The organism is Embleya sp. NPDC001921 (assembly GCF_053594475.1).
In genome coordinates this window covers 1-26,109 of record NZ_JBSFEO010000031.1, presented here as the reverse complement: position 1 = coordinate 26,109, position 26,109 = coordinate 1, and the positions used below count along the sequence as shown (strand labels likewise).

General features: G+C 74.2%; 20 protein-coding genes. 5 read left to right on the top strand and 15 right to left on the bottom strand.

The genetic code is table 11. The features are described 5' to 3' along the window. Positions 1-161: 161 nt before the first annotated feature. From ACWCPW_RS31210 to ACWCPW_RS31195, 4 genes are all read right to left on the bottom strand, one after another. Positions 162-1,793, bottom strand: coding sequence for a SpoIIE family protein phosphatase (locus tag ACWCPW_RS31210; protein ID WP_449764910.1), 1,632 nt, complete (start codon positions 1,791-1,793; stop codon positions 162-164). A 225-nt stretch (positions 1,794-2,018) separates the two neighbouring features. Beyond that, positions 2,019-2,873 (bottom strand): FadR/GntR family transcriptional regulator, encoded by an 855-nt coding sequence (locus ACWCPW_RS31205; protein ID WP_395869307.1) that lies wholly within the window; start codon positions 2,871-2,873, stop codon positions 2,019-2,021. A 150-nt stretch (positions 2,874-3,023) separates the two neighbouring features. Next, positions 3,024-3,785, bottom strand: a complete 762-nt coding sequence (locus ACWCPW_RS31200) for a hypothetical protein (protein WP_449764909.1) — start codon at positions 3,783-3,785, stop codon at positions 3,024-3,026. Then, the gene (locus ACWCPW_RS31195; RefSeq protein WP_449764908.1) at positions 3,782-5,389 is read right to left on the bottom strand and encodes an ATP-binding cassette domain-containing protein; all 1,608 of its coding nucleotides are present in this window, start codon (positions 5,387-5,389) and stop codon (positions 3,782-3,784) included. The genes ACWCPW_RS31200 and ACWCPW_RS31195 overlap by 4 nt, the downstream gene beginning before the upstream one ends. Before the next feature lie 189 nt (positions 5,390-5,578). On the opposite strand from ACWCPW_RS31195, the gene ACWCPW_RS31190 reads away from it, so the two are divergent. Then, the gene (locus ACWCPW_RS31190; protein WP_449764907.1) at positions 5,579-6,031 is read left to right on the top strand and encodes a hypothetical protein; all 453 of its coding nucleotides are present in this window, start codon (positions 5,579-5,581) and stop codon (positions 6,029-6,031) included. A gap of 82 nt (positions 6,032-6,113) precedes the next feature. Here ACWCPW_RS31190 and ACWCPW_RS31185 read toward each other — a convergent pair whose 3' ends face one another. From ACWCPW_RS31185 to ACWCPW_RS31170, 4 genes are all read right to left on the bottom strand, one after another. Beyond that, positions 6,114-6,821 (bottom strand): NUDIX hydrolase, encoded by a 708-nt coding sequence (locus tag ACWCPW_RS31185; RefSeq protein WP_449764906.1) that lies wholly within the window; start codon positions 6,819-6,821, stop codon positions 6,114-6,116. A gap of 117 nt (positions 6,822-6,938) precedes the next feature. Continuing rightward, entirely contained in the window at positions 6,939-8,873 is a 1,935-nt protein-coding gene (locus ACWCPW_RS31180) for an amylo-alpha-1,6-glucosidase (RefSeq protein WP_449764905.1), read from the bottom strand. A gap of 161 nt (positions 8,874-9,034) precedes the next feature. Next, the gene (locus ACWCPW_RS31175) at positions 9,035-10,132 is read right to left on the bottom strand and encodes a DUF4192 domain-containing protein (protein WP_449764904.1); all 1,098 of its coding nucleotides are present in this window, start codon (positions 10,130-10,132) and stop codon (positions 9,035-9,037) included. A 198-nt stretch (positions 10,133-10,330) separates the two neighbouring features. Then, entirely contained in the window at positions 10,331-11,302 is a 972-nt protein-coding gene (locus ACWCPW_RS31170; protein ID WP_449764903.1) for an aldo/keto reductase, read from the bottom strand. A gap of 171 nt (positions 11,303-11,473) precedes the next feature. On the opposite strand from ACWCPW_RS31170, the gene ACWCPW_RS31165 reads away from it, so the two are divergent. Then, the gene (locus tag ACWCPW_RS31165; protein ID WP_449764902.1) at positions 11,474-13,621 is read left to right on the top strand and encodes a RecQ family ATP-dependent DNA helicase; all 2,148 of its coding nucleotides are present in this window, start codon (positions 11,474-11,476) and stop codon (positions 13,619-13,621) included. 199 nt (positions 13,622-13,820) lie between these two features. Further along, positions 13,821-14,483 carry a hypothetical protein gene (locus ACWCPW_RS31160; protein ID WP_449764901.1) on the top strand — a complete coding sequence of 221 codons (663 nt, stop codon included), beginning with the start codon at positions 13,821-13,823 and terminating at the stop codon, positions 14,481-14,483. 13 nt (positions 14,484-14,496) lie between these two features. On the opposite strand, the gene ACWCPW_RS31155 is transcribed toward ACWCPW_RS31160, so the two are convergent. The 7 genes from ACWCPW_RS31155 to ACWCPW_RS31125 form a co-directional block, all read right to left on the bottom strand. Beyond that, positions 14,497-14,865 carry a hypothetical protein gene (locus tag ACWCPW_RS31155; RefSeq protein ID WP_395869326.1) on the bottom strand — a complete coding sequence of 123 codons (369 nt, stop codon included), beginning with the start codon at positions 14,863-14,865 and terminating at the stop codon, positions 14,497-14,499. Positions 14,866-14,961: 96 nt separating this feature from the next. Continuing rightward, positions 14,962-15,546: a hypothetical protein gene (locus tag ACWCPW_RS31150; protein ID WP_449764900.1), complete on the bottom strand. Its 585-nt coding sequence runs from the start codon at positions 15,544-15,546 to the stop codon at positions 14,962-14,964. 231 nt (positions 15,547-15,777) lie between these two features. After that, positions 15,778-18,354, bottom strand: coding sequence for a TerD family protein (locus ACWCPW_RS31145; RefSeq protein ID WP_449764899.1), 2,577 nt, complete (start codon positions 18,352-18,354; stop codon positions 15,778-15,780). Positions 18,355-18,519: 165 nt separating this feature from the next. Continuing rightward, the gene (locus ACWCPW_RS31140; protein ID WP_449764898.1) at positions 18,520-19,431 is read right to left on the bottom strand and encodes a DUF2510 domain-containing protein; all 912 of its coding nucleotides are present in this window, start codon (positions 19,429-19,431) and stop codon (positions 18,520-18,522) included. 77 nt (positions 19,432-19,508) lie between these two features. Beyond that, on the bottom strand, positions 19,509-20,189 hold the full coding sequence (locus tag ACWCPW_RS31135; RefSeq protein ID WP_449765010.1) for a ribonuclease HII: 681 nt from the start codon (positions 20,187-20,189) through the stop codon (positions 19,509-19,511). A 363-nt stretch (positions 20,190-20,552) separates the two neighbouring features. After that, positions 20,553-22,049, bottom strand: coding sequence for a hypothetical protein (locus ACWCPW_RS31130; RefSeq protein ID WP_449764897.1), 1,497 nt, complete (start codon positions 22,047-22,049; stop codon positions 20,553-20,555). Positions 22,050-22,261: 212 nt separating this feature from the next. Then, a complete protein-coding gene (locus tag ACWCPW_RS31125) occupies positions 22,262-22,786 on the bottom strand; it encodes a winged helix-turn-helix transcriptional regulator (protein WP_449764896.1) in 525 nt (174 codons plus the stop codon). A gap of 121 nt (positions 22,787-22,907) precedes the next feature. Between ACWCPW_RS31125 and ACWCPW_RS31120 the strand changes: the two genes are divergently transcribed. Together ACWCPW_RS31120 and ACWCPW_RS31115 are read left to right on the top strand one after the other, a co-directional pair. Further along, positions 22,908-24,284: an MFS transporter gene (locus tag ACWCPW_RS31120; protein ID WP_449764895.1), complete on the top strand. Its 1,377-nt coding sequence runs from the start codon at positions 22,908-22,910 to the stop codon at positions 24,282-24,284. A 70-nt stretch (positions 24,285-24,354) separates the two neighbouring features. After that, on the top strand, positions 24,355-25,971 hold the full coding sequence (locus ACWCPW_RS31115; RefSeq protein ID WP_449764894.1) for a hypothetical protein: 1,617 nt from the start codon (positions 24,355-24,357) through the stop codon (positions 25,969-25,971). The last annotated feature ends 138 nt before the right edge of the window (positions 25,972-26,109 follow it).

Sequence of the window (26,109 nt, the reverse complement as noted above, 5' to 3'; positions counted from 1 at the left end):
TGCACTCGAAGTCAGCGCATCGGCTTGTTTTGCTATTCCCGAACGGCTGCCACCTTCGTACTCATCGGGCCAGGCGGAGAAGTGTTACGCACCCGTTCGGTGGCGCAGCTCACACGATTCCCTCTTGCGGCACGCGCCACACCCTGTGTGAGGGATCCCTCTCACACGTCCCCGGTGATCCGCACCCCCAGGATGGTCACGTCGTCGTCCCGGTCCCGGTCGCCGAGCAGTCCGTCGAGGATGCTCGTCAACAGCGCCTCCAGGCCCCCGTTGGCCCCCCGGGCGACCTCCACGAGGTCGTCCAGACCCTCGTCGATGCCGCGCCCCCGGGTCTCCACGAGGCCGTCCGAGAAGCCGATCAGGATGTCTCCCGGATCCAGTCGGATGGTGTGCTGCGTCCGGTGTTCGGCGACTCCCAGCGGCGTCGACTCCTCGCCGATCTCGACGAGTTTGGCCTTGCCGTCGGCGGAGACGACCACCACCGGCAGGTGCCCCGCGTCGGCGAGGACGAGCAGCCCGGTCGCCGGGTCGATCACGGCGTACACCAGCGTGGTGAGCGACTCGTCGTCCTCGGTCGCGGTGAACAGCCGGTCCAGGCCGGTGAGTACGGCGGCGGGCTCGGGGTCGGTGAAGGCGAGCGCGCGCAGCGCCGAGCGGACCCGGCCCATGCCGGCCGCCGCGGTCAGGCCCTTGCCGATCACGTCGCCGACCACGATCGCCACCCGCTTGTCGGGCAGTTGGAACACGTCGTACCAGTCGCCGCCGACCTCGAAGTCGGGCGCCCCGGGCAGATAGCGGTAGCCGAACTCGACACCGCGCACCGCGGGTAACCGCTCGGGCAGCAGGCTGCGCTGCAGGGCGACGGCGGTGCGGTGCTCGCGTTCGTAGAGCCGGGAGCGCTCGATGGCGAGCGCGCACTGCCCGGCGAACGCCTCCAGGAAGATCCGGTCGTCCGGGTCGAACACGCGTCCGTCGTCGAAGGTGTAGCGCAACACGCCCAGCGGTGCGCCGGAGCCGACCAGCGGCAGGATCACCCGCGAGGCGCCGGGACCGTCGTGGGAGACGTACCGGGCGATCCCGTCGGTCACCGCGGTGACCAGGTCCGCCGACCAGTGCGCGGGCAGGCCGCGCCGGCGGGTGACGGTGCGCTGCGCGGGCACGTTCGGCCACGGGTACACCGGCGCCGTCTCGTCGAGCAGATACGCCTCCGAGCGGGCCGCCGCGATGCCGACGCCGAGTTCGCCGACCGCCTCCTCCACCTCGGGCACCCTGAGCGTGCCGGCGATCCGCGCGGTCATCGCCTGGAGTCTGGCGGTGCGCCACTGGCTGGAGCGCAGCAGGTCCTCGCAGCGCCGCTGCTCGGTGATGTCGCGCACCACCAAAAGCACGCCGATCACCGGTCCGGTGTCCTCGTCCGGGTCGCGCACCGGCAACCACTGCGACTCGTACGCCCGTTCGCGCGCGTCCCCGCGGCTCGAACCGACCCGGTCGGCGGGATCCCCGTGGTCGCGGCTCACGTGTGTCTCGACGTACGGTTCGCCGCGGGTGAGCACCCGGGTCATCGTCGCCTCGATCCGGCGGGCGCGGGCCGGCGGGTAGACCTCGCCGGGACGTCGGCCGAGCAGGTCCTCGACCGAGCGCCGAGCCAGCCGGGCGAGCGCGTCGCTGACCCGACGACAGTGCAACCGCCGGTCGTAGAACGCGAATGCCGTCGATCCCTGGCTGGTCAAGGTGGCCAGCAGCGCCGCGTCGAGCACAGCGGGCCGCTCGCATCCGACCTTGTCGTCGTTCATTGCCTCACAACCCCACCTGTTGGCAACTCCGGGCCGGCGAGTCAGATATCGAGAGTACGCACGCGAACCCCCTCCCCGGGAGGATTGGCCCGAACTCTCCGTACGTCGCGAAATCGGGCGGGTCGGACATACACGCGCCCCTTCGTCGACCCGTGCGACGGGCCGGCGAAGGGGCGATGCGTGCGTGTCCTCGGCTTCGGGTACCACTGGTCCCTCGGCCGCCGATCAGCCCTCGCGGGGAGCGGGGAACTGGCGATCCACTTCGGGGTGTACGGCGAGCAGCGAGCGCATGGCGGCCTCGGCGCTCTCGCCGTCGCCGGCGGCGACCGCGTCGACCAGGCGCGCGTGCAGCGCGACGGACGCCTCGGACAGGTGCTCACAGCCGGCCACGTGGCCACCGGACACCTGGAGCGCGGCGGCCAGGATGCCGGCGAGGTGGTCGAGCATGCGGTTGCCCGCGACCTGGAGCAGCAGGCCGTGGAACTCCGCGTCGGCGCGGCTGAAGGTCAACGGGTCGGGCTGGGCGACCGCCCGCTGCATGATCTCCACGACGTCGGCGAGCCGGCGGACGATCTCGGGATGGTTGCGACACGCGGCCATGTGCGCGGCCAGCGGCTCGATGCCCCAGCGCAGTTCGAACAGTTCGCGGCGCTGCGAGTCGCGTTGCGGGCCGCACGCGCGCCACTCGATCACGTCGGGGTCGAGCAGGTTCCAGTCGCTCACCGGGCGCACCCGGGTGCCGACGTTGGGCCGGGCGCTGACCAGGCCCTTGGCCTCCAGGACCCGGAGCGATTCGCGCACCACGGTCCGGGAGACCTCGAAGCGCTGGCCGATCTCCTCGGGCACCAGCGGGCGTTCGGCGCCCACCTCGCCCGCGACGATCATCTGGCCGAGTTGCTGGACGAGTTGGCCGTGCAGGCCGCGGCCTCGACCGACGCCGGGTTTGCGCACGGCGCGGGCCGGTTCGAGGTCGGGTCCGTCCCACACGTACGGCCGGCGGGACATCGGGTCGGTGCCGGCGGCGCCCGGCTCGCCGGCGCGGAACGCGTCGGCCGAGCCGCTCGCCGGGGCGTGGGTCATTGTCTGATGGGCAGCGATACTCACGCTCTCCATCTCGGCCTCGAACGGGTCGGGCTTGAGCAGCAAACCCGCTCTCGGCTGAAAAACACACGAAAGGGTGATCTACCTTGCGGGTCGATCGTCCGAAAGTGTGACGTCCGTCGGCATCGCTCAGGCCCGGCGGCGAACGAAGGTGATCATCGCGAGCACGGTGAGTACGAGGGTGACGCCGGCCAGCACCGCGCCGCCCGTCACCGGCGACAGGCCGCCGCCGTCGGAGACCACGAGCATGCGGTCGGCGGCGCGGAACGGGAGGTAGCGCACGAGGTCCCGATGCGCCTCCGGGACACCCGCCTCGATCGCCGCCGCGATCAGTCGTTCGGCCCCGGCGGGCAGCGCCGCGGCGGCGACCGCGACCAGCGCGGTGCCGCGCGAGAGGGTGCCGATCGCCAGGCCCAGCACGGCGGCGAGCAGCACGTAGGTCGCGAATCCGGCCAGGATCCGGGGCGCGGGGGCCTCGATCGCCGCGCGGTCGGGGAAGGTGGGGCCGAACACGGCGCGGGCGGTGCCCACGCTCGCACCCACCGCCAGGGCCGCGAGCACCACGGCCGCGAGCGCGGTGCCGACGACCTTGGCCAGGAACACCCGACCGCGCCGGGGCAACGCGAGCAGCAACGTCGGCAGCGCGTCCCGCCGTTGCTCGCGCGCGCAGGCCAGAGCCGTCATCAGCATGATCGCCGGGACCAGCACCGGCGTTCGACCCGGACCCGCGGTGACCAGGTGGGCCACCTCGCCGGAGCCGATCGGGACGGCGCCGGCCTGGCGGGCCGCCACCCAGGTCGCGCCCGCGCCGAGCGCGAGCAGGCCCAGCACGCCCCACCAGGTCGCGCGCAGGCTGCGGGCCCGCCTGAGTTCGTATCGGATCGCGCTCATGCGCTTCTCACCTCGTCGGTCTGCTCGGCGCGCCCGGCGGAGCGCCAGGTGCGGGCGAATCTGCGCCTCGGCGGCAGTGCGGCGGGGGGCTCGCCCGGATCCGGCTCGATCCCGACGCCGACCCCGGCGCCGGCACCGACGCCGCCATCGGCGCCGACCCCGTCGGCGATCGTGTCGACTCGGCGCGGGTGTGCCGCGCCGGAGGGCGCGGCGTGCGGGTCGGCGCGACGGTGGATGTCGTGGTCGGTGCCCTGGGCGATGCCGCGGTCGAGGCCTTGGTGCGGCTCGGTCGAGGCGGCGCGCGCGGAGCCGAGTCCGACCTCCGGCGCGGCGTGCGCTCGCGGGTCGGCGAGCCGGGGTTCGGCCGCGGGCGGTGCCTGGGCCTGGCGCGTCGGCGTCGGCCGGGGTTCCGGGTGTCCCGGCAGGCCCGGGTAGGGCTCGGCCGGTGACGGTTGTGTCGGTCCGAGCCGGGTCGGTCCGGGGCGGGTCGATCCCGGCTCGGCGGTGAAGTCGACGCGGCCGTCGACGAGGGGTGCCGGGTCGAGCCGGGTCGGGGCTTCCAGGAGTGCCGTCGCGGTGGGCGTCGCCGGGTCCACCCCCGCCACGCGGGCGGGGTCGGTGCCGGGGACGGCGAGTTCCTCGGTGGGCCGGGCCGCCGAGAGGGGCTCGGCGGGCGACTCGGTGCCCGTGCCGTCGGCGTCGGCCCGGGCGCTCTCGTGCCGCCTGGCGATCGCCTCGATGAACGCGTCGCCCACCCCGGGCTCGCGTTCGGCCAACTCGTGCAGCAGGATCCCGCCGCGGAAGGCGATCTCGCCGACCCTGGCCCGGTCGGCGCCGAGCACGGTGAGCGTGGTGCCGCCGGGGCGGGTGGTGTGCACGCCCTCGGCCCGCAGCAGCGCGGACAACCGGGCGACCTGCGGAGTGCGCACGGACACGCCCGCCCGCACGCCCCGGCGCAGGAAGTCGGTCGCCGACTCGTCCGCGACCAGGCGACCTCGACTGATCACCAGGACCCGGTCGGCGCACCGCGCGGTCTCGGCCAGGATGTGCCCCGCGACCAGGACCGTACGGCCCTCCGCCGCGTAGGCGCGCAGGAAGTCGCGCAACCAGCGCACCCCCTGCGGATCCAGACCGGTCGCGGGTTCGTCCAGGATCAGCGTGCCCGGGTCGCCGAGCAGGGCCGAGGCCAGCGCGAGTCGGCCGAGCGCGCCCGCCGAGAGCACCCTGGTCCGGGCACCGGCCACCGGGGTCAGCCCGACCAGGTCGAGCACCTCGCCCACCCGGCGGGACGGGATCCGGCCGGCCGCCGCGAGCATCGCCAGGTGCGCGCGCACCCGCCGGCCCGGGTGTGCGCCGCCGGGCCCCACACACGCGCCGACCTCGGCGCCGGGTCGGCGCAGGCGGCGGTAGCGCCGACCGTCGTACCGGGTCTCGCCCCCGCCGCGTTCGAGATCGAGCATCAGCCGCAGCGCGGTCGACTTGCCCGCGCCGTTGGGCCCGAGCAGTGCCGTGACCTTGCCGGGGAGTACGTCGAAGGACAGGTCGTCGACGGCCACGATGCCGCCGTATCTCTTGGTCAGCGCACGTGCCTGGATCATCGCCATCGCCATCGCTCCTCGTCACCCCGGCTGTGGGAGATCTATGGATTTTTGGCAACATACCGGCAAAACCATAATTTTCCCGGCATTTACTCCGGTACCGGCGAGCTGCGGAAAAGTCCGCCGAACCTGGACAGGCCGCCGGGTCCTGGAGGACCATCGAGATACCGCCGAGTCCCGCCCCTGGAGGTCGGCATGTCTCTTCCCGATCCGGGCGTCCTGGACGCCGTCCGCCGCAGGCGGGGCGACCTCGACGACGCGCTGTTGATCGTCCGTGACGGTCTGGTCGCCGACAGGGCGGGCCCGCGCCGGGTGGCCGCGTTGTGCGCGGGGCTGCGGCAGTTGCGGGCCGATCTGTACGAACACGTCGCGGCCACCGAGGGCCCCGGCGGTCTCTACGAGGAGGTGCGCCACGCGGATCCCCGGTTCGAACCCGCGGTGTGGCGACTGCGGGGTGAACACGCCCGGCTGGGCGTGCTCCTCGACGACCTGGTCGCGGGGATCACCCAGGGCGCGCAGGGCGCCGCGGGCTGGCCGGCGCTGCGCCCGCGGGTGGTGGAGCTGCTCGCGCTGCTCGGTCGACACCGCAGCCGCGACGCGCAACTCGCCTACGACGCGGGCGGGCTCGACCTGGGCGGCCAGGGCTGAACGAACGGGCGCCGAACGAACGGGGACGAACGAACGGGGGCCGAACGAATCGGTGGCGCGAGGTCGGGTCGGGCCCGCCCGGTCAGGCCTCGGGGCGCAACATCGGCGGGTTGAGCTTCTCCGCGGAGCCGCGGCGGAACAGTTGGGCGGGCCGGCCGCCCTGGCGGGTGGTGGTGCCGCCCGTCGGCACCAGGAAGTCGGGGGTGCCGGTGACCTTGCGGTGGAAGTTGCGCGGATCCAGGGCGACGCCCCACACCGCCTCGTAGACCCGGCGCAGCTCGCCGACGGTGAACTCCTCCGGGCAGAACGCGGCCGCCAGCGACGAGTATTCGATCTTCGAGCGGGCCCGCTCCACGCCGTCCTCCAGGATTTGTCCGTGGTCGAACGCGAGCCGGCTGCCGTCGCCGAGCAGTTCGCCGACCGAGGACCAGCGCGCGCCGGCCGCGTCGCCGCCGGGGCGCGGGGCGGGCAGATCCGGGGCCAGCACCAGGTAGGCGACGCTGACCACGCGCATCCGGGGGTCGCGGCCGGGTTCGCCGAAGGTGGCGAGCTGCTCCAGGTGCACCGGCAGTCGGTCCAGGCCGGTCTCCTCGGCGAGTTCGCGTGCCGCGGCGGCCTCCAGGCCCTCGCCCTCGCGCACGAAGCCGCCCGGCAGTGCCCACGCGCCCTGGAACGGCGGCTCGCCCCGGCGGATGGTCAAGGCACTCAGGGCGTGCTCGCGCACCGTGAGGACGACGAGATCCACGGTGACTCCGAAGGGCGGAAAGAGCGAGGTCTCGGAGCGCGGCATGGGGCGATCCTAGTGCCCGGAGGGCACTAGCTGTCTGGCTGACGATAAAACGGATTCGGGAAGATCGGCATACCGCGCGCAGGCGGGTGGTGGCGTCGCGTCACCGGGCGGTCCGGTTCAGATCGCCAGTTGCATGCCCGCCGCGGCCTCCTCCACGATCGCCTGCCCGGCCCGGTTGACCCGGACCGTGAACGGCTCGCCGCCGACCCGCAGATCGCGCAGTTCCAGTTCGCCGACGTCCAGCGCGCCGGCGGGCCGCACGGTGATCCGGCCCGCCGGCGCGTCCGGGCGGATCCCGGCGAAGGCCACCAGGACCGGCAGGATCGCTCCGGCGGTGCGCGCCAGCGGGCGACACGCCAGCGGGTGGGCCACCGGGGCGTGGCCGTCCACGCGCTGTTCGCCCGCGTGCATCTCCGGCAGTCGGTACTGGAACCACGGCGCGGCGTGCAGCAGGCCGGCGAACAACCGTTGCGCGGCGTCGAGATGGCCCGCCTCGGCCAGCCCCGCGGCGGCCACGCAGGTGTCGTGGGCGCGCACCACGCCGCCCAGGGCGCCGAGCGGGTGGTAGCCCGGGGTCCGGGCCGAGGTGGCCCGCAGCCCCCACCCGCAGTCCAGGTCGGGCGCGGTCAGCCGGTGGGCCACCGCCCGATTCCCGGTGTCGTCCAGGATGCCGCTGCCGGGCAGGTGGGCCATCGCGGACGAGGCCACGCTGATCGGTCGGCCGGCGGGATCCAGCGCCGCGGCATAGAACTCCCCCGCCGCGTCCTCGGCCCGGAACGCCTTGCGGAAGGCAACGCCCAGGTGCTCGGCCCGCTCGCGCAGCGCCTCGCCGCCCGGCAGGTCGTACGCGTCCAGCACAGCCGCGCCGTGCCGAGCGGCCTGGTAGGTCTGGGCCTGGAGTTCGCACGGCGCGGGCCCCCCGGGACCGAGGCGCACGAAATCGCCGGGTCGCTCGCCCAGCGTGCGGGACAGGTGCCCGAGCGCGCGGACGAGCGCGGGCAACAGCGCGGTGGTCTCGGCGGCCGGCAGCCCCCAGCGCCAGGCCTCGCCGAACAGCGTGACGAACAGCGCGGTCGAGCCCGCGCAGTCGTAGCGGGGCCGCTCGCCGACCCGGCCCAGGGAGTGCGGGATCCGCCCGGGCTCCTCGCCGTCGCGCGATTGCGAGCGCACCCCCTGGCGCGCGGCCAGCAACCGCAGCACGCCGCTCGCGAAGCGGGTCCCCAGCGGCAGCAACATCCGGGCGGTCCACAGCGCGTCGCGCCCGGTGGGGGCCAGTTGCCACGGCGCGCCGGCGGTGGGCAGCGGCGCGGTCGGCAGATCGGGATCGGGAACCACGAGCAGCGCCCGCAGGTCGCGCAGCCCCTGCTCGACCCAGGCCGCGACCCGCACGTCGTCGCAGCGCACCCGGGGTTCGGTCCACGGCGGTTGGCCCACGAAGGCGCGCGGACCGGGTCGGCCGGGTGCCGGCTCGGCGACCACCCGCAGTTCGACCGCCCACGAGCGGGCCGGCTCCAGGTCGACCTCCCAGCGCAGCGTCGCGGTGGCGGCCAGCGCGGTGTCCGGCGCGGGCTCGGCGCTCGCCCGCACGGTCATCCCGTCCGGCGCGCTCCACCCCAGGCCGGCCGCGGCCACCCGGGCGGGCAATTCGACCGGTCGGTGTCCGGCCCGCAGCGCGGCGAGTGGGATCAGGTCGGTGCCCAGGGCCAGTTCGACCGGAAAGCACAACGCTCGACGGCCGGTGTTGCGCACCACGAGCCGCTCGCGACCGTCGGCGTACCGGGTGCGCTCGACCACCAGCGCGGGGTCGGGTGTGCCGTCCGCGGCGAACCGGCGCATCGCGAGGTAGCGCACCGCGCCCGCCGCGACCACGTGCCCGGACAGCGGTTCGGGTTCGGTGCCGCCGATGGTGAGCACGTTGCGCGAGAGCGTGCGCCGCCCGTCGTGGTAGACGCCCAACACGCCGTGCCCGCGCAGTTGTCCGTCGCGCCCACTGATCGCCATGCCGGGCGCGTCCACACAGACGAGTGCGTCGTGCGCGACGGGGTGTGGCATCGTGCTCACGGTCACCGCTCTCGTCTCCCGCTTCTGTCGTGAGGTCTCGCGCGGGGCCGGGAACCGGACCCACCCGCACCGGAGTCGGCGGCACGCCGGGCGGCCCGTCGCTCCCGACGTCCACCGGCCGGTCGACACGTTGCCCCCCGGACCCCCAACGGTCACGGCGCCCGGTTGGTCACGGCATCGCGGAAGATCCTTCGGCGCACCTCGGCGGCGCTCAGCGGACTGTTGATCGCCGAGTGCAGCAGCCGCGCCATCGTGTATCCGGTGTCCGCCCGCAACGCCCCGGCCACCGCGACCCGGGCCAGTACGCCGTCGCCGATCGTCCAGGCCGCCCAGGCGGCGAGGGTGAGCGGCGGAGCGGAGGCGGGTGCGAAGGCCCGGCGGGCCAGCGCGGTCCACAGCGCGAGGAGCGCCGCGTCGTCGGCGTCGCCCGGCTGTTCGCCGTGCCAGGCCATCGCCTCGTCGCGCACCCGCGCGTCGCCCAACCCGAGCACCAGCCGCGCCGCCTCGGCCGGTTCGATCGTGGTGTCGCCGGCCCGGAACCGGGCCCGGTGACCGGTCAGCGCGGTCAACGTGCGCTCCACCGCGTATGCCTTCGGATCGCTTTTCGCACTCGTGTACGCCCGCATCATCAACTCGCGCATCGCGTACTCCGGCGGGCGGAAGCGGCGCACCAGTTCGGCCAACGAGACCGGCTCGGGCAGCCCCGCCCAGACCGCCGTCGCGGCCACCGTCGAGTCGCGCCCGGTCCGCAGCGGGGTGCCCTCGGGCGGGCAGCAGCCGGCGTCCGTACAGCCGTACGACCACCAGCGCTCGGCGGTCACGCACACCGCCTCGCGCACCTCGATCGTGTGGTCGGCGCAGGCGCGGGCGATCGCCGTGTGCAGTGGCCGCAGCCGCTCGACGGCCGGCGCCGGTCCGGCCGCGCCCGCTGCCGCCGACCCGGCCGGCTCCGCGCCGTCCGCGTACATCGCCACGGCCACGCCCCGCGCGCCGGTGCGCGCCAGCAGCCGCGCGAAGTGGTCCGCGGCCTGCTCGAAGTCGGCGGGCGGTGGCAGGTCGTGCCGCAGTACCGGGCCGACCCGACTGCGCTCCCCCGGCAGGATGCCGAGCAGCACCACGCTGTCGGTGGGCCGCACCCCGATCAGATAGGGCACGGCCTCCACCAGATCGGCGGGCGAGCGCACCCGCAGGACGGACTGCGGGGACATCACCACGAAGGGCGTGCGATCGAAACCATCGGTGTCGTTCATGCGGCGAGCCTGCGGCGGTCCCCGACCGGATTCCGGCACACACCGATTGCCTGTGCATAAATCGGCCACTGTGCATACCGACCTTGACAAAACAGGCCATCGAAGATCGACCGGCCCCACCGCCAAGGACGGAGATCGGCACACGCCGCACGGCACGCGACGGTCCGATCCGACGACGGCGCGCCGCCCTGCCGTTCCCTACCGTGCCCGCGCCCCGCCCCGAACCCGCCCACGCATCGCCGCCGGCCCCCGCAACGGCGCGAAGACCTCCGCCTGCGCGGTCAGCGCCCGGTACTCCTCCTCGCCCAGGTCGATCTCCGCCGCCGCCACGTTGTGCTCCAACTGCTCGATCGTGGACGCCCCCGGAATGGCCACCACCGGCCCCCGATGCAGCGTCCACGCCAGCGCGATCTGCGCGGGCGTGGCGTCGTGCCCGACCGCCACCTCGCGCAGCAGTTCCAGCAGCGGGCCGGCCCGACGCAGGTTCTCCGGCCGAAACAGCGTGCTGTGCGCGCGGAACCCGGTCGGCCGGTTGTACTCGTCGTACCGCGACCCGAGCAGGCCCCGGGCCAGCGGGGTGTGCGCGATCACCAGGCGTCGATTGCGCTCGGCCCACGGCACCAGATCGCGCAGCGCTCCGGGCGCCGCGAGGCTGAACTCGACCTGGTCGGAGAGCACCCGCCGGCCCAACGCGTGCTCCGCCCGGCGCCACCGGGCGAGGTCGTGATTGCTCACCCCGACCTCGTCGACCACCTTCTCGTCCTGCAACGCGCCCAGCGCGCCCATGACCGTGTCCATCGGCACCAGCGGATTGGCGACGTGGACCTGATAGAGCGGGATCCGGTCCAGGCCCAACCGGGCCATGCTGCGATACGCGCGGCCGCGCACCACCGGGGTCACCGGCAACACGGGCACGAACTTGGTGGCGACCACGACCCGGTCCGCGTCCGCTCCCAGCGCCTCGCCCAGGATGCGTTCGCCGCGCCCGAGCCCGTAGATCTCGGCCGTGTCGAACAGGGTCACCCCCAGTTCGAGGGCCCGGCCGACCAGCGCGTGGGCGGTCACCGACGCGTACGCGTCGCCGTAGCCCCACACCCGGGAGCCGAACTGCCACGTGCCCAGTCCGATCCGACTCACCCGCGGAAATCCGTCCACTTCGAGGTAGCGCACGTCGCGCCTCCGTCGCCGTAGGGGTTTCGGTCCCTTCCACCATCGCGCGCCGAACACGCCCGGCCAAGGTCCCCGCCCGGGCTCCGCCGCCGGCGGTAGCCGATACGTTTTTGCACAAACCGTCTCCGCTGTCTTTTCGCGATGTCGCCGATGGCGGCTACAAAGGGAGGCATGACCGAGGACCGCTCCACCGCCCCCGACGCCCGCCCCGACGCCACGACGGACCTGCGCGCCCGTGCCGACGCCGTGCTGCGGGACCTGGCCGGCGGCGACGCGCGGCTGCGCGAGGACCAGTGGCGCGCGGTCGAGGCGCTGGTCGCGCACCACCGCCGCGTGTTGGTGGTGCAGCGCACCGGCTGGGGCAAGTCCGCGGTCTACTTCGTGGCCACCGCGCTGCTGCGCGAGCGCGGCGCGGGACCGACCGTGATCGTCTCGCCGCTGCTGGCGCTGATGCGCAACCAGGTCGACGCCGCCGCCCGCGCCGGGATCCGGGCCCGCACCATCAACTCGGCCAACGTCGACGACTGGGACGCGGTGCAGGCCGAGGTGGCCGAGGGCAGCGTGGACGTGCTCCTGGTCAGCCCCGAGCGGCTGAACAACCCCGACTTCAGGGACACCGTGCTGCCCAAGCTGGCCGCCACGACCGGCCTGCTCGTGGTGGACGAGGCGCACTGCGTGTCCGACTGGGGGCACGACTTCCGCCCCGACTACCGCCGGCTGCGCACCCTCCTGGAGGAGCTGCCCACCGGCGTCCCGGTCCTGGCCACCACCGCGACCGCCAACGCGCGGGTGAGCGCCGACGTGGCGGAGCAGCTCGACCCCGCGGGTGACGCGCTGGTGCTGCGCGGCACCCTCGACCGGGAGAGCCTCTCGCTCGGCGTGCTGCGGCTGCCCGACCCGGCCGACCGGCTGGCCTGGCTGGACACCCATCTGCCCGAGCTGCCGGGCTCGGGCATCGTCTACACGCTCACCGTCGCGGCGGCCGAGGAGGTCACCGCGTTCCTGCGCTCGCGCGGACACGCCGTCGCGTCCTACTCGGGCCGCACCGAGGACGCCGAGCGCCGGGTCGCCGAGGCCGACCTGCTGGCCAACCGGGTCAAGGCGCTGGTGGCCACCTCCGCGCTCGGCATGGGCTTCGACAAGGGCGACCTGGGCTTCGTCGTGCACCTGGGCGCCCCGCAGTCGCCGATCGCCTACTACCAGCAGATCGGCCGCGCCGGGCGCGCCGTCGACCGGGCCGACGTGCTGCTGCTGCCCGGGCGCGAGGACGAGGCGATCTGGCGCTACTTCGGCTCGCTCGGCTTCCCGGCCCGCGAGCAGGTCGAACGCACCATCGCCGCGCTGACCGGGGCCGGCCGCCCGCTGTCCACGCAGGCCCTGGAGCCGCTCGTGGACCTGCGCCGCAACCGCCTGGAGCTGATGCTCAAGGTGCTCGACGTGGACGGCGCGGTCCAACGCGTACGCGGCGGCTGGATCGCGACCGGCCGCCCGTGGGAGTACGACGCCGAGCGCTACGCGCGGGTGGCCGCGGCCCGCGAGCACGAACAGCAGTCCATGCGCGACTACCAGGCCGACGGCACCTGTCGGATGGAGTTCCTGCGCCGCTGCCTGGACGATCCGGGCGCCGCCCCGTGCGGGCGCTGCGACGCGTGCGCGGGGCCGCGGCACGACGCGCGGGTGGATCCCGCCTCGCTGGACGCGGCCCGCGCGGCGCTCGGCCGGCCGGGCGTCGAGGTGGAGGCGCGCCGGATGTGGCCCACCGGCATGGCGGTCGCCGGCGTCGAGCTCAAGGGCCGCATCCCCGACGGCGAACAAGCCGCGGCCGGCCGGGCGCTGGGCCGCTCCTCGGACATCGGCTGGGGCAACCGGCTGCGCCCGATCCTGGCCCCCGGCGCCCCCGACGGGCCGATCCCGGACGCGGCGTTCGACGCCGTCGTGCAGGTGCTCGCCGCGTGGGGCTGGCAGCGCCGGCCCGGCGGCGTGGTGACCATCGCCTCGCACACCCGCGGCGCGCTGATCGACAGCCTCGGCGAACGCCTGGCCGCGGTCGGCCGGCTGCCCTGGCTCGGCCGGGTCGAATACGCCCCCGGGGCGGGCGGCCCGGCGCCGCGCAGCAACAGCGCGCAGCGCCTGCGCTCGATCGCGGACGCGTTCGTGCTGCCCGACGGGCTCGCCGAGCGGGTGGCCGCGCTCGAGGCCCCGGTCCTGCTGGTGGACGACCGCACCGACACCGGGTGGACGCTCACCGTGGTGGCCCGGCTGCTGCGCCGGGCCGGTGCCGTCCAGGTGTTGCCCCTGGTGCTCACGATGGAGGGGTGACTTCGCGCGAACGGACCCCGCGCGGTCACACGGACGTACCGAATGATCACATGTACGTGTTGCCGAGTTCGCGGGCGTCACGCAAGAATCGACAAGGCGTTCTCTTCACAATCCCGTGCGGGCCCGTCGGCGCCGCTCCGCCGCGAGCAACCGTAGTCGGAGCGTGCGCCCGCTCTCCGTTCCGGACGGAAGGAGGACCGTGCACATCGCCACCACCACCTCCGCCGCGCCCACTCGCACCGGCGCCCCGACCGCCAGTCCCTCCCGCTGGCTGGACCCCGAATCCTGGCGCGCGCGCGGGATCCCGCTGCTGCGCGACCCCCGGACGCTGATCAAACGGTTGTACGACCTGCACCGGCCGGTCGCCCGCACGGCGGTGGTCGCCGTCCTGGATCGGTCCGAACGCCCGGTGGCCAGCGCCTCCTTCGCCTTCGGCGAGGGGCGCACCGACGGCTGGCGGTGCCGCAACATGATCCTGGCGAACCTGCGCCTGATCGTCCCGGACGACCTGCGCCGGGGCACCCCGACACACACGACGGTGTTGGCGATCCACCGCGAGGGCGCGCGCGAGTGGGAGGCGGACGACGGCCGCTGGATGTGGGGGCTGCACGACGCGTGCGTGCTGCACGGTCTGCGCTGCGGCGCGTTCGCGGTGGTCGCGCGGGACGGCTGGCAGGTGGTGGCCGACGGGCGTTCCGGGCGCACCCCGGCGCTGCGCGCGGGCCGCGACGGCGGTCCCGGCGGCAGTACGCCGATCAGGGCAGCGGGCATCGCCCCGGCCCGCCCCGCGGCTGGACTGCCGCACGTGCGTTACCTGCCGGAGGCGGGGCCCGCTCCCCTGGTCCGACCTTCCGCGTCCTGACGGACGCGTCCGATCAGGCGGTGAGACCGCGCGCCGCGAGCCAGTCGACCAGATCGGTCGTGACCGTCAACGCGTGGTCCTGGACGAGCTCCGGGCTCTGCAGCCGAGTGCGCAGATGTTGCGCGTGGAACGGCTTGATCCCGGCGATCAACTTGCGCACCCCGAACACGTTGCAGAACGCCCGGTCGTCACCGGCCGAGAAGGCGCGGTCCCATTCCTGGCGTTCGGCCCCGATCAGGGTGATGTAGGCGTACCGATTGAGATAGCCCGACAACATGTCGATGACGGTGCTACAGGCCCGGTACTGCTGTATTTTCAGCCGGTCCTCCTGGTCGCTGAGGAACCGGTCAAGGAGCTGCGCGATCGACGGCGATTCCGACATGGCAACGAACCGTAGCCGACCTTGGCGATTCGCGGGGCAGGGGGCCCGAGTTCGACCGGACCGGATACGGACGGGCCCCCTACGTGCTACGACGTGCTACGCGACACCGGTGAGCGCCCGCACGCGCTCGATGTCGCCGCAGACCGTCACCGACGCCCCGGCGGTGAGCGCCGCGGTCAGGATCTTCGCGGCGTCGCCCTGGTCGGCGAATCCGTTGACCACGACGACGACCGCGGCCCGGCGCAGCGGACGCGAGGCGGGCAGCGACGCGTAGAAGACGTCCTTGCCCTCGTCGTACTGGCGCCAGTACTGCGCCGCGCCGAAGGTCTCCTCGTGCTGCTGCCACGGGTGCGGTCCACCCGTGGTCAGCACCAGGATCGACCCCGGCTCGGTACCGGCCTCCAGGAGCGCGTCCACCGCGTCGTCGGCGGCGTCGAAGACGTTCTCCTCGGTCGCGGGGACCAGCGTGACGCGCGGCGCGGCCGGGGCGGGCCTCGCGGGCTTGCCGGGCTTCGCCGGTCCGGGTGCCGCGGTCGCGGTCGCCTGACGCGGCACGGCGGGCTTGGGCGGGCCCGGCTTCGGGCCCGGCCGAGGTCCGGGCTTGGGCACCGCGCCGGACGGGCGCGGCACGGACGGGGTTTCGGGTGCGGACTTGGCGTCCGCGGTGTTTTCGGCAGTCACCGGATTCACAGTCATGTCTGGGGAAGGCTCGGTTCGTTCGTGGCGGTACCGGGATGCCCGGCGGTGAGGAGACGCGGGGAGGGATCGGTGGAGTCCCGTTCCCCGGAGAACACGCGCGGCATGGTGGCAGTCCTATCAAAGCCGCGCGGGGCGTGCCCACCCAGGGTGCTCCTGGGGTGTGGCCCGGGCGTACGACGGCGCATCCTACGATGCCCCGTCAGCTCGGCCGGATCAATCGTCCACCACCACCCCGTGCTCGATCACCAAAGCTGCCAGGCCCTCCGCGTAGCCCTGGCCGACCGAGCGCAGGCGCCAGGAGTCGCCGCGCCGATAGACCTCGGCCAGGATCATGACGGTCTCATCGCCTCCGCTCAACCGGAATTCGGCGAGTCGGCGGCAGGTCACAGGGTCGACGATACCGACGGTCACGGGTACCTGGGCGAAGGTGGTGCCACTCGTGGCGTCCAGCGCGAGCGCGACCAGGACCCGACTGCGGCCCGGAGGCAGCGTGGTGACGTCGATCTCGACCGAATCGGAGCCCGGTTCCACGTCGTTGGCGGTCCCGGTCTGCAACTTGCCGGCCAACCGCACGGCGCCGCTGGCGTGCACCGGTTGGTTGAAGAACACCAGGTCGCCGTCGTCACCCACTCGGCGGTCGTCGTCCAACACCAGGGCCACCGTGTCGCCGTCCGCCTGACCGGGCGCCCACCACGCCGCCTCGATCCGCACCGTACCCGCGAACGGGCCCAGGTCCTCGATCGTGACGGCCTGGCCCCGGGTCAGCGCGCGCGGCGGCGCGTCGGCAGGCCGGGGCGGCACGACGGGCCGCCGCGGAACCGGTTCGGGCGACGACGCGGCGGCGGCCGGCGGCCGGTCCGGGGTCGGCGGCACCGTCGGCATCGGCTGTGGCGGCGTCTCCGGGCCCGGCACCGGCGGCGGCGTGGTCGGCTGGGTGTCGTGCGTCGCCGGCACCTCGGGCGGCGGCGGGAGCACGTCCGGGACGGTGGCCTGGAGCACCTCGGCGGCCGAGGACCCGGGCGCCACCGGCAGATCGGCCGCGGTCGGCGGCGGCGGGATGCTCGGCAGCGTGGCCCCGGTGCCCGGCACCGGCGCGGGCGTGGTGGCGGACGCGGACCCGGACACCGGCGTGGCCGGCGTGGCCGGCGCGGCCGGCGCGGCCTGCGCCTCGGTGACCTCGAACGCCTCGGTCGGCACGAACGCCTCCGTGGGCGTGAACGCCTCGGTCGGCGCGGCGGCTTCGCCCGCCGTGAACGCCTCGGTCGGCGCGAAGGCCTCGGTCGGCAGCACATCCGAGACGCCGTCCACGGGCGTGTCGTAGGGCCGGTAGGGGCTCGGCGCGAAGGATGCGGCGGCGGCCGGCGGCGCGGCGCCCGGCCGGGGCAGCAGGAAGCCGCTGGTGGTGCGCGGCGCCCTGGGCACGGCGTGCGCGAGCGAGGCGGCGGCCACCTGGGAGGCCGCGTCGGCCGCGCTGCTGCGCCCACGCTCGAGGTCGGCGAGCAGCGCCAGGAACACCGGCTCGATCAGCACCCGGATGCCGCGCTGGCGCGCCCAGTAGGTCCGGTCCGCGGATTCGTCCGGGTCGGCCACCACGAGCACGTCCACCCGATCGTGGATGCCGGACGCCACGGACAGGTCGGCGCGGGCCATCCGGCGTTCCAACTCGCCTCGGGTGACCGCGAGGTAGCCGTGGAAGAGCACTTGCAGACCCGACTCCAGCGGGCGCCCCCGGGCCAGGATGCGCGGCCCGCCGCGGCCCTGCTCGACCGTGGATCGGGCCATCCCGACGATCTCGTCCAGCGCGATGCGCGGGATGCCCAACTGCGCGGCGACCCGGGTCAGGTCGGCCCGCTCCTCGCGGTCGACCGGTCCGGCCGCGACCATGGAAGCGGCCAGCGCGGTCACGTACAGCCGGTCCAGGTCCTTGCGCTGTTCCTCGGAAATGCCCAGGGACACCGCGAGTTCGGCCAGGTCGATGGCCTCCTGCGGGGTGATCACCCGGTCCTCCAGGGCCGCGTCGAGCACCGCGAGGTAGCTGTCCGGGCCCTCGCCCACACCGGTCGGCGGGCCGTACGCGCGGGCCTTCTCCAGGTACGACACCGCGTCCCGGCGGCGCACCTGCTCGGCCTCCTCGCGCGCCCGACGGGCCGTGTGCGCGTCGTCGCGGGTGAACACCCGCGGCGGATCGGCGCCGCGGCGCGGCCAGTTCAGCGAGGCCGCCACGGTTCGGGCCTGCTGCCAGTGCCGGGCCTCACCCGCGCCCTGGCGCAGGTAGTGCTCCAGCAGCCGCGCGGTACCCATCGCCTTGGCCGCGGCGCCGTGCCCGCCGTCCACCGGCACCTCGGCCGCCTCACAACACGCGAGCAGCGTGAAGCGCGGCGCCTCGGGCAGGTGGTGCGGCGCCTCGCGCATCGTGCACAGGGTGGTCAGCGGCGGCACGGTGGGCCGGCCGCGACGCTGGAACTCGCGCTCGACGAAGCCGATGTCGAAACGCGCGTTGTGCGCGACCACGACCCGTTGCCGGAACAGGTTCACCAACCATGGCGCGACCTCGGCGAACGTCGGGGCGCTGACCACGTCGTCGTCGAAGAGACCGTGCGCCTGGAAGTCGCCGGCCGGACCCTGCGGGTCGAGCAGGGTCGTGAAGAACTCGGTCACGCGTCCGTCGAGATCGCATTGCGCGACCGCGATCTCGATGATGCGATGTCGATGCGGGGACAAACCCGTCGTCTCCACGGCCACCACCGAGTAGCCGGGGCATGCGAGGCGATCACCGATGCGCACAGTCACCCCCCAATGATGATGTGCCCGATGCGGCGTCCTTCAGTCGCATCCCGGCAAGCCCGACCTGCGGCGCGCGCGTCCACGGTACGCGCTCGCGACCGGTGCGGGGTACGGCGCGACCGATCGGGCGTACCGTACCGCTGGTGACGTCTCATCAGATATGACGCAGGGTCAGGACGTACTCTCCGAGGGCTGCGGCGTGCCGACCTTGATGCCCTTGAGCACGGTGTCGAGCGTGGCCTTGTCCGGTGCCGAGGCGGAGATCTCCATCTTGAGCAGCACGCACGGGTATTCGCCGTCCGCGTTCTTCTCGTCGATCACCACCGCCTGTGCCCAGGCGGTGTCGGAGTCCAGGTTCAGGTCCTCGGGTTTGCCGCTGACCTTGGCCCGCAGCACGTAGCCCGGGTGGCCGTCCACGGTGATCGGTTTGTCCAGCTCCATGGCCTCCACCTTGATCCCGCCCTTGCCCCCGGTCACCTCCTTCTTCAGGTCGGCGATCACCTCCTCCAGGGAGTCGGCCTTGTGCGTCACCAGTTCCAGGCCGGCCCGATAGCACTTGCGCTCGGCCTGCGGCTTCGTCTCGGCTCCGGATCCGCTGCGGCGGGTCGCCGACTTGCTCGGGCAGGGGCGCTCCACCGCCTGGTCCGCGGGCGCGTCGTCGGGGTCGGGGGCGACCCAGCCCTTGAACCTGGGCACGGTGAGTCCGGTGGTGGGGTCGGTGACCGTGCCGTCGGTGGCCGCCGACTTGCCGCCGGAGCCGCCGTCGTCCCCGCCCAGGACCACGATCAGCGCGGCGATGATGCCGCCCACCACGACCAGCGCCAGCGCGGTCAGCCCGATCGCCTTGCCGCGACCGGGCCGAGCGGCGCCCGGCGGCGGGCCCACCGGCTGATAGCCGCCGGGGTACCCGCCCTGGGGGTAGCCCGCCGGCATCGCGCCGGGCGGGGCACCGGCCGGCGGCGGCGGGATCTCGCCCTGCGCGCGGGCCCGGGTCGAGGCGGTCCACTGCGCGCCGTCCCACCAGCGCTCGGAGCCGGGCGCGGACGGGTCTTCGTACCAGCCGGGAGGAATCGAGGCAGTCACCCGCGTGACGCTACAACCGGCCCGCGCGGCGCACGAGCGTGCTTCGGCAAACGTGACCGTTCGGAAACCGACGCCGATCAGCCCAGGTCGAAGCCGAGTTGGCCGTCGTCGACGAGCTCGACCCGGGGTCGCTTGAGGTGTCGCCACGCGGGGAGGTCGTCCCAGTACGCCCAGGACATCCGGTGGTGCGGCGTGGGGCCGTACTCGGCCAGCGCGGCGCGGTGCACCGGCGCCGGATAGCCGGCGTTGCCGGCGAAGCCGTACGCGGGGTATCCCTCGCCGATCCCGGCCATCATGCCGTCGCGGTGCACCTTGGCGAGTACCGAGGCGGCCGCGACGCTGACGCACGACTGGTCGCCCTTGATCACGCAGCGCACCGACCACGGCGCGCCCAGGAAGTCGTGCTTGCCGTCGAGCACGATCGCGTCCGGGCGCACCGGCAGCGCGGTCAGCGCGCGCTCGGCGGCCAGCCGCAGCGCGGCGGTCATCCCGAGCGTGTCGATCTCCTCGGGGTCGGCGGTGCCGAACGCGTACGCGCGCACCCACGGGTCGACGGCGGCGGCCACCTCCTCGCGGCGGCGCGCGGTGAGCAGCTTGGAGTCGGTGAGGCCGGCCGGCGGCGCGGACAGGTCGGTGATCGCCGCCGCGACCAGTACCGGGCCGGCCCACGCGCCGCGCCCGACCTCGTCCACCCCGGCGATCACCTGCGCGCCCCGGGCGATCAGTTCGCGCTCGACGTCGTAGGTCGGCGGCGCGATCCGACCTGCGGGCTTGCGCGGCCCGACGACCTTCTTTCCGACGACCTTCTTTCCGGCAACCTTCTTCCCGCCAACCGTCTTCGCCCCGACCTTCTTGGCGGCAACCTTCCTCGCCACGACCGTCTTGGCGGCAACCGTCTCGACCGCGGCCTTCCTCGCCGCGAGCTTCCCGGTTGCCTCCGGCGTCCGCGGGGCCGCCGGCTCGCCGGCGGCGGTCCGCGCGGCGGCCTTCGCGTCGGCGGCCGTCCCCTCGACGACCCGCCGCGTGGTGGTCGTGTGCGCGGCGCCCGGATCGGCGTCGATCCCGGGTGCGTCCGCGTGCTCGGTGCTCGACTGGTTCACCCCACCACCGTAGGTCAACGATCAGCGCCTGCCGACCACCGTCTCCCGCTCGCCGGCCGCGATCGACACCGGCGGCCGGGGCTCGTAGTGGGTCGAGACGCCGGCCGCCGCCAACCGCTCGCGCAGCGCCCCGGCCCCGGCCGACCCGGCGAGCGCGGCCTCGGCCGAGGCGGTCAGGTCCAGTTCGGCGCCGAGGTGGTCGGTCACGGTGTCGCTGCCGGTCCAGGTCGGCCGCAGCCGGCCGCGCCCGGACTCGACCCACGCGCGGGCGAGCAGCGCGGCCAGCGCGTCGGCGGCACCCTCGCCGTGCCGGGCGATCAGTTCGTCGCCCCGGCCCTCGACCAGCAACCCCAGCACGCCGCCCAGGGTCACCGGGTACTCCACGCCCGCACGCCGCGCGGAGATCCCGAGCGCGGCCGCCCGGCGGGCCTGGGCGAAGCCGACCACGTGCTCCAGGTACGCCTCCTCGCCCAGCTTGACCATGCCGTCCAGAGCCGCGAACCCGCGCGGGCCCAGGTGCCCGTCGTCGTCGGTGACCAGCAGGTACGGGTGTACGTGCGCGAGCAGGCGGACCGGCTCGACCAGCAGTGTGCCGCCGGCCAGGTCGGTGCCGCCGGGAGTGCCCCGGCCGTCCGACGGTCGCGCGCGCAGCCGCTCGATCCGAGCCGCCGTCGCCGCGTCGGGCGTCGACTCGGCGTCGCCGCGGGCGGCCCGGAAGGCCCGGAAGCCGGCGATCGGATCCCCGGGCACACAGCCCGCCTCGATCCCCGGGGTCACCAGATCGTCCCGGAACCGGCCCCAGTCCGCCCGGACCGCCGCCAGTTCGCCCAGGGCGTCCGTCACCGCCGCGGTGCCGTACGCGCGGGCCGCGGCCTGGTCCGCCGCGCGCTCCTCGAAGCGCACCACGGGTGCGCACACCCGCTGGTAGAACGCCGCGTAGCCGGCCGCCGCGCGGCCCCGGCCGCCGCGCCCGTCGAGCGCCTCGGCCAGCCCGACCACCGCGTCCACCCCGTGGCACGCGATCCGGTCGGCGAGCGGCGGACGGCGCCGGCGACCGTGTCCGAGCGCGTGCGCGATCACCACCCGCAGCCGCCGGCCGGTCAGCACGTACGGCAGCGCGGTGCCCAGCACCAGATGACGGTTCAGCCAGGTCCCGGGGCGGCGGACCGCGCGCACCTCGCAGCCGGCGCCGCCGGTCAGCACGATCCCGTCCGGCACGGGCACCCGCAGATCGGCGGCCACGTCCCGAACCAGTTCCCACAACACCGGCTGCGCCTCGGCGTCCACCGCGAGCCCGGCCGGCAGCCGGCGCGGACCGGTGAGTTCGACCAGCAGCGCGACCAGCGCGACCGCGCCGAGCGCCCACAACACGGCGGCACCCGAGGTGAAGAACCGCCCTTGGTCGACGATCGCGCCGACCACGAACGTCACGAACAGGAGCGGCAGCGCGAGCACGACGTACAGCACGCCGAGGAGCACCACTCCGGCGAGTGCGCGAAGCCCCGTCCCTGCGCCCATGGATCCCCCTCGAAGCGACGACTCACCCGTTCGAGGACGACCCTAGGGCCTGACTCTCGGCAACCGCCGGATCCCGTCGGATCCGGCCGCACCGGCCGGGTCGCCGGATCCGGGCACCGGGTCCCGGTCACCGCGCCGCGGGCGCGAGGCCCCGCTCGTCGGGTCCGCTCGAGTCACCCGGTGCACGTCGTCGTCGACCCCGGATCGCCCGCTCAGGGCAGCAGCGGCTCCAGCAGCCGGTGCGGCACCCGCATCGCGCGGGTGACCGCGTCGTCGCGGTGCAGCAGGTCGGCGCCGGGGCCCGGGGCCACCTCGGTCTCGCCCGGGGTGACGGTCGCCGCGCAGAGCGCGCACACCCCGTTCGGGTCCACCGTGCCGCCGCAGCCTCGGTGCCGGAAGATCCGGCAGGCCACCCCGTTCTGCACGTGCTTCTCACCCCAGCGGGCCATCGTGCGGATGATCGGCCACAGGTCGACGCCGCGTTCGGTGAGCACGTACTCGTCCCGCGGCGGGGCGTCCTGGTAGCGGCGCTTGTCGAGCACGCCCGCGTCGACCAGCGTCTGCAACCGGCCCGAGAGCACCGCCCGCGGGATGTCCAGATGGGCGAGGAAATCGCTGTAGCGCCGGACGCCGTAGAACGCGTCCCGCACGATCAGCAGCGTCCAGCGCTCGCCGACGAGTTCCAGGGTGCGGGCGAGCGCACAGTCCTGCTGCCCGTAGTCCTTGCCCAAAGCCATACGAGCACTTTAACCCCGGGTCGGTTCATTCATCGAACCATCAAGTGCTACGTTCTCCGGGCAGCGTTGGTTCATTCAACGAACCGACTCGGCCAGGAGTCACGATCCGGGGAGCACCGCCATGTCCATCGCCACATCCACCGCCCCGCGCACCGCGCACCGCGCACCCGCACCCGCCGCCGGCGGCGGCTCGCCCGGCGCGACCGTCCCGGTGGTGGCCCTGGGCACGCTGTTGCTGCTGGCCACCTACACGATGCCGATCGCGATCGTGCCGGACACCGTGCGCGATCTGCACGCGGGCCCGGGCGGCCCGGCCTGGATCCTCAGCGCGATCGGCCTGGGCCTGTCCGCGGCCCTGCTGATCACCGGCAGCCTCGCCGACGACTTCGGTCGCCGCCGGGTCTTCACCGCGGGCGCGCTCGGCCTCGCGCTGGCCTCGGCGCTGACCGCGCAGGCCCCCTCGCTGCCGCTGTACGTGGTCGGACGCGCCCTCCAGGGCGTCGCCGGCGCGGCGATCATGTCCGCCGGGCTCGGCCTGCTGGCCCACAACCACCAGGGCGCCGCGCGCGGCCGGGCGATGGCCGCGTACGGCTCCTCGATCGGCGCGGGCATGGTGATCGGGCCGCTGCTCGGCGCCGGACTGGCACTGGCACACCGGTCCGCGCCCTACTGGTTCACCGTCGTCGCCGCCCTGGCGGTGGCCGCGGTCGCCCGCCGGATGCCCGAATCGCGCGCCGAGCACCCTCGCCGGCCGGACGTGTGGGGCACGCTGACCCTGGGTCCGGGTCTGATCGCGCTGACCGCCGCGCTGATCGAGGGCCGGCAGGGTTGGCAACGACCGGTCGTCGACGCGCTGATGGTGATCGCCGTACTCCTGCTCGCGGGCTACGTCGCGACCGCCCTGCGCGGCCGGGCGCCGATGCTGGACCTGCGCATGTTCGCCCGGCCCGCGTTCGCCGTCGCCACCTTCGGCGCGCTGATCACGGGCGTCGCGGTGATCGCCATCGCCGCCTTCCTGGGCACCGTCTTCCAGGGCACCCTGGGCCTGAGCGGCCTGGGCGCCGCGCTCCTGCTCGGCCTGTGGTCGGCCGCCGCCGCGCTCACCTCGTTCGCGGTCGGCCGGGTGCACGTGCTGCCCGACGCCCGGCACCGCTTCGCCGCCGGCCTGCTCGTCGCCGCCGTCGGCTTCCTGGGCCTGTACGGCCTCACCCCCGCCGACTCGTGGTCGCGCGCGGTGCCCGGCCTGCTGGTCGGCGGCTTCGGCGTGGGCCTGGTCAACACCGCGCTGGCCCGCCTCGCGGTGGAGAGCGTGCCGGCCGACCGGGCGAGCATGGGCTCCGGCGCCAACAGCACCGCGCGCTACATGGGCGCCTCGATCGGCGCGGCCCTGGTGGTCGCCCTGGTCGACGCGGGCGGCATGGACCTGGCGATCCTGGTCGCGGTCGGCCTGGCCGTACTCGGCGCCCTCGTCACCCTCACTCTTCGCCAAAGCGAATAAACCCACAAAAGTACTCATGCCGGACACCCACCGGCGACGTCGGGCGCCGCGTCTGGAAAACTCGGGTCATGTGACGAGCGATGTGCAGAGCCCAGCGACGGAACGACCCGCGGCACCGGCGGGTCGCCGTCGTTTTCGGGCACTCGGGAACGCGATAGTCGAACGTCCGTACCTGATCACCGCCGCCCTGATCGGCCTGATCATCGTCACCGGCGTGAACGGCCCCGACTGGCCGGCGCAGTACTTCCGGACCTGGCTGATCCGCGACCACGGCACCTACCTGTGGAACAACCAGTGGTACGGCGGCCACCTGCTGCCGGGCTACAGCATCCTCGCGCCGGTGATCGCCTCCAAGATCGGCACCGCGACGCTGACCGCGCTGTCCTGTGTGACGTCCGCGTGGGCCTGGGACAAGCTCCGGGTCGGCGCGAACGAGTTCGCCCGCCGGGTGGGAAGCTGCTGGTTCGCGGTGATGTGCAGCGTCGACTACCTGATCGGCCGCACGCCGTTCGCGCTCGGCGTCGCCGCGGGCATGCTCGCGATACTGGCCGCCCGCCGCCGGCACCCGCTCTGGGCCGGCTTCGCCGCCTTCCTGTGCGGCCTCTCCAGCCCGCTGTCCGGCGCGTTCCTGATGCTGGTCGCGCTCGCCTGGGTGCCCAGGGAGCGGGTCTGGCCGACCCGACTGTGCTTCTCCCCCGCCGCGATCGGCCTGGTCGCCGCGCTCGCGTTCCCCAACGAGGGGATGTTCCCCTTCCCGTGGTGGCGGTTCCTGCCGATCCTGGCGTTCGCCGCGGTCGGCCTGGTGATACTGCCCAAGGATCAGCAGAGCGCCCGGCGTTTCCTGTGGCTGTACGCGGCGACCGCGGTGATCTTCTTCTTCGTGCCGACCTCGCTCGGCGGCAACCTGGCCCGGCTCGGCGAGCTGACCGCGGGCCCCCTGATGGCGGTCGTACTGCTCTCGGTCGGCCGGCGTCGGCTGGTGGTGCTGCTGGCCCTGCCGCTGCTGGTCTGGCAGTTCCAGTCCGCCGCGCTGGCCATCACGCACGACATCAAGGACTCGCCCGGCGAGAAGCCGCAGTACTACGCGGGCATGCTCGAATTCCTGCAGAAGAACAACACCCACCCCGTGGGCCGGGTGGAGATCCCGTTCACGCGCGGGCACTGGGAGTCGGTGTTCGTCGCCGAGAAGATGCCCCTGGCCCGCGGCTGGGAGCGTCAACTGGACCGCAACTACAACGCGGTGCTCTACCAGAAGGATTTGACGCCCCAGGAGTACCGCGACTGGATCGACGACACGGGCGTGCGCTTCGTGGCGCTGCCGGACATCCCGATCGACCCGTCGGCGATTCCCGAGGCGGAGCTGATCCGCAAGGGCCTTCCGTGGCTCAAGCCGGTCTACACGGACGGACACTGGAAGATCTGGGAAGTGGAGAACGCGACGCCGATCGTGGTGGGGCCGGGCGAACTGACCGAGCTGACGCCCAGCCGATTCTCCTTCGACGCGCACTCGGCCGGCACCTTCGTGGTCAAGATCCACCCGACGTTCTGGGTGACCCCCGACCGACCCGAGATCGTGATCAAGGCGACCGAGGACGAGTGGAGCGAGATCACCGTCGATCGGCCGGGCCCGGTCACGGTGTCCGCGCGCGACGCCAAGCTCTTCAAGGGCATGGGCGGCAAACCCTGATCCCGCGCCACACCCGCGGGCCGGTCCCGGGGCCGGTCCGCGCGGACCGGCCCCGCCCGCTCACGGCCTCGGCGGTGCCGCCGGGTCCAGGCCGCCCATCCACATGGGGGTCGGGGCCCGCCACGCCATAGCCGGGCC

Bases quoted from the DNA above. Each gene is read 5' to 3' on its own strand.
- ACWCPW_RS31210 (WP_449764910.1), bottom strand. From the start codon at position 1,793: ATGAACGACGACAAGGTCGGATGCGAGCGGCCCGCTGTGCTCGACGCG.
- ACWCPW_RS31205 (WP_395869307.1), bottom strand. From the start codon at position 2,873: ATGACCCACGCCCCGGCGAGCGGCTCGGCCGACGCGTTCCGCGCCGGC.
- ACWCPW_RS31200 (WP_449764909.1), bottom strand. From the start codon at position 3,785: ATGAGCGCGATCCGATACGAACTCAGGCGGGCCCGCAGCCTGCGCGCG.
- ACWCPW_RS31195 (WP_449764908.1), bottom strand. From the start codon at position 5,389: ATGGCGATGATCCAGGCACGTGCGCTGACCAAGAGATACGGCGGCATC.
- ACWCPW_RS31190 (WP_449764907.1), top strand. From the start codon at position 5,579: ATGTCTCTTCCCGATCCGGGCGTCCTGGACGCCGTCCGCCGCAGGCGG.
- ACWCPW_RS31185 (WP_449764906.1), bottom strand. From the start codon at position 6,821: ATGCCGCGCTCCGAGACCTCGCTCTTTCCGCCCTTCGGAGTCACCGTG.
- ACWCPW_RS31180 (WP_449764905.1), bottom strand. From the start codon at position 8,873: ATGCCACACCCCGTCGCGCACGACGCACTCGTCTGTGTGGACGCGCCC.
- ACWCPW_RS31175 (WP_449764904.1), bottom strand. From the start codon at position 10,132: ATGAACGACACCGATGGTTTCGATCGCACGCCCTTCGTGGTGATGTCC.
- ACWCPW_RS31165 (WP_449764902.1), top strand. From the start codon at position 11,474: ATGACCGAGGACCGCTCCACCGCCCCCGACGCCCGCCCCGACGCCACG.
- ACWCPW_RS31155 (WP_395869326.1), bottom strand. From the start codon at position 14,865: ATGTCGGAATCGCCGTCGATCGCGCAGCTCCTTGACCGGTTCCTCAGC.
- ACWCPW_RS31130 (WP_449764897.1), bottom strand. From the start codon at position 22,049: ATGGGCGCAGGGACGGGGCTTCGCGCACTCGCCGGAGTGGTGCTCCTC.
- ACWCPW_RS31125 (WP_449764896.1), bottom strand. From the start codon at position 22,786: ATGGCTTTGGGCAAGGACTACGGGCAGCAGGACTGTGCGCTCGCCCGC.
- ACWCPW_RS31120 (WP_449764895.1), top strand. From the start codon at position 22,908: ATGTCCATCGCCACATCCACCGCCCCGCGCACCGCGCACCGCGCACCC.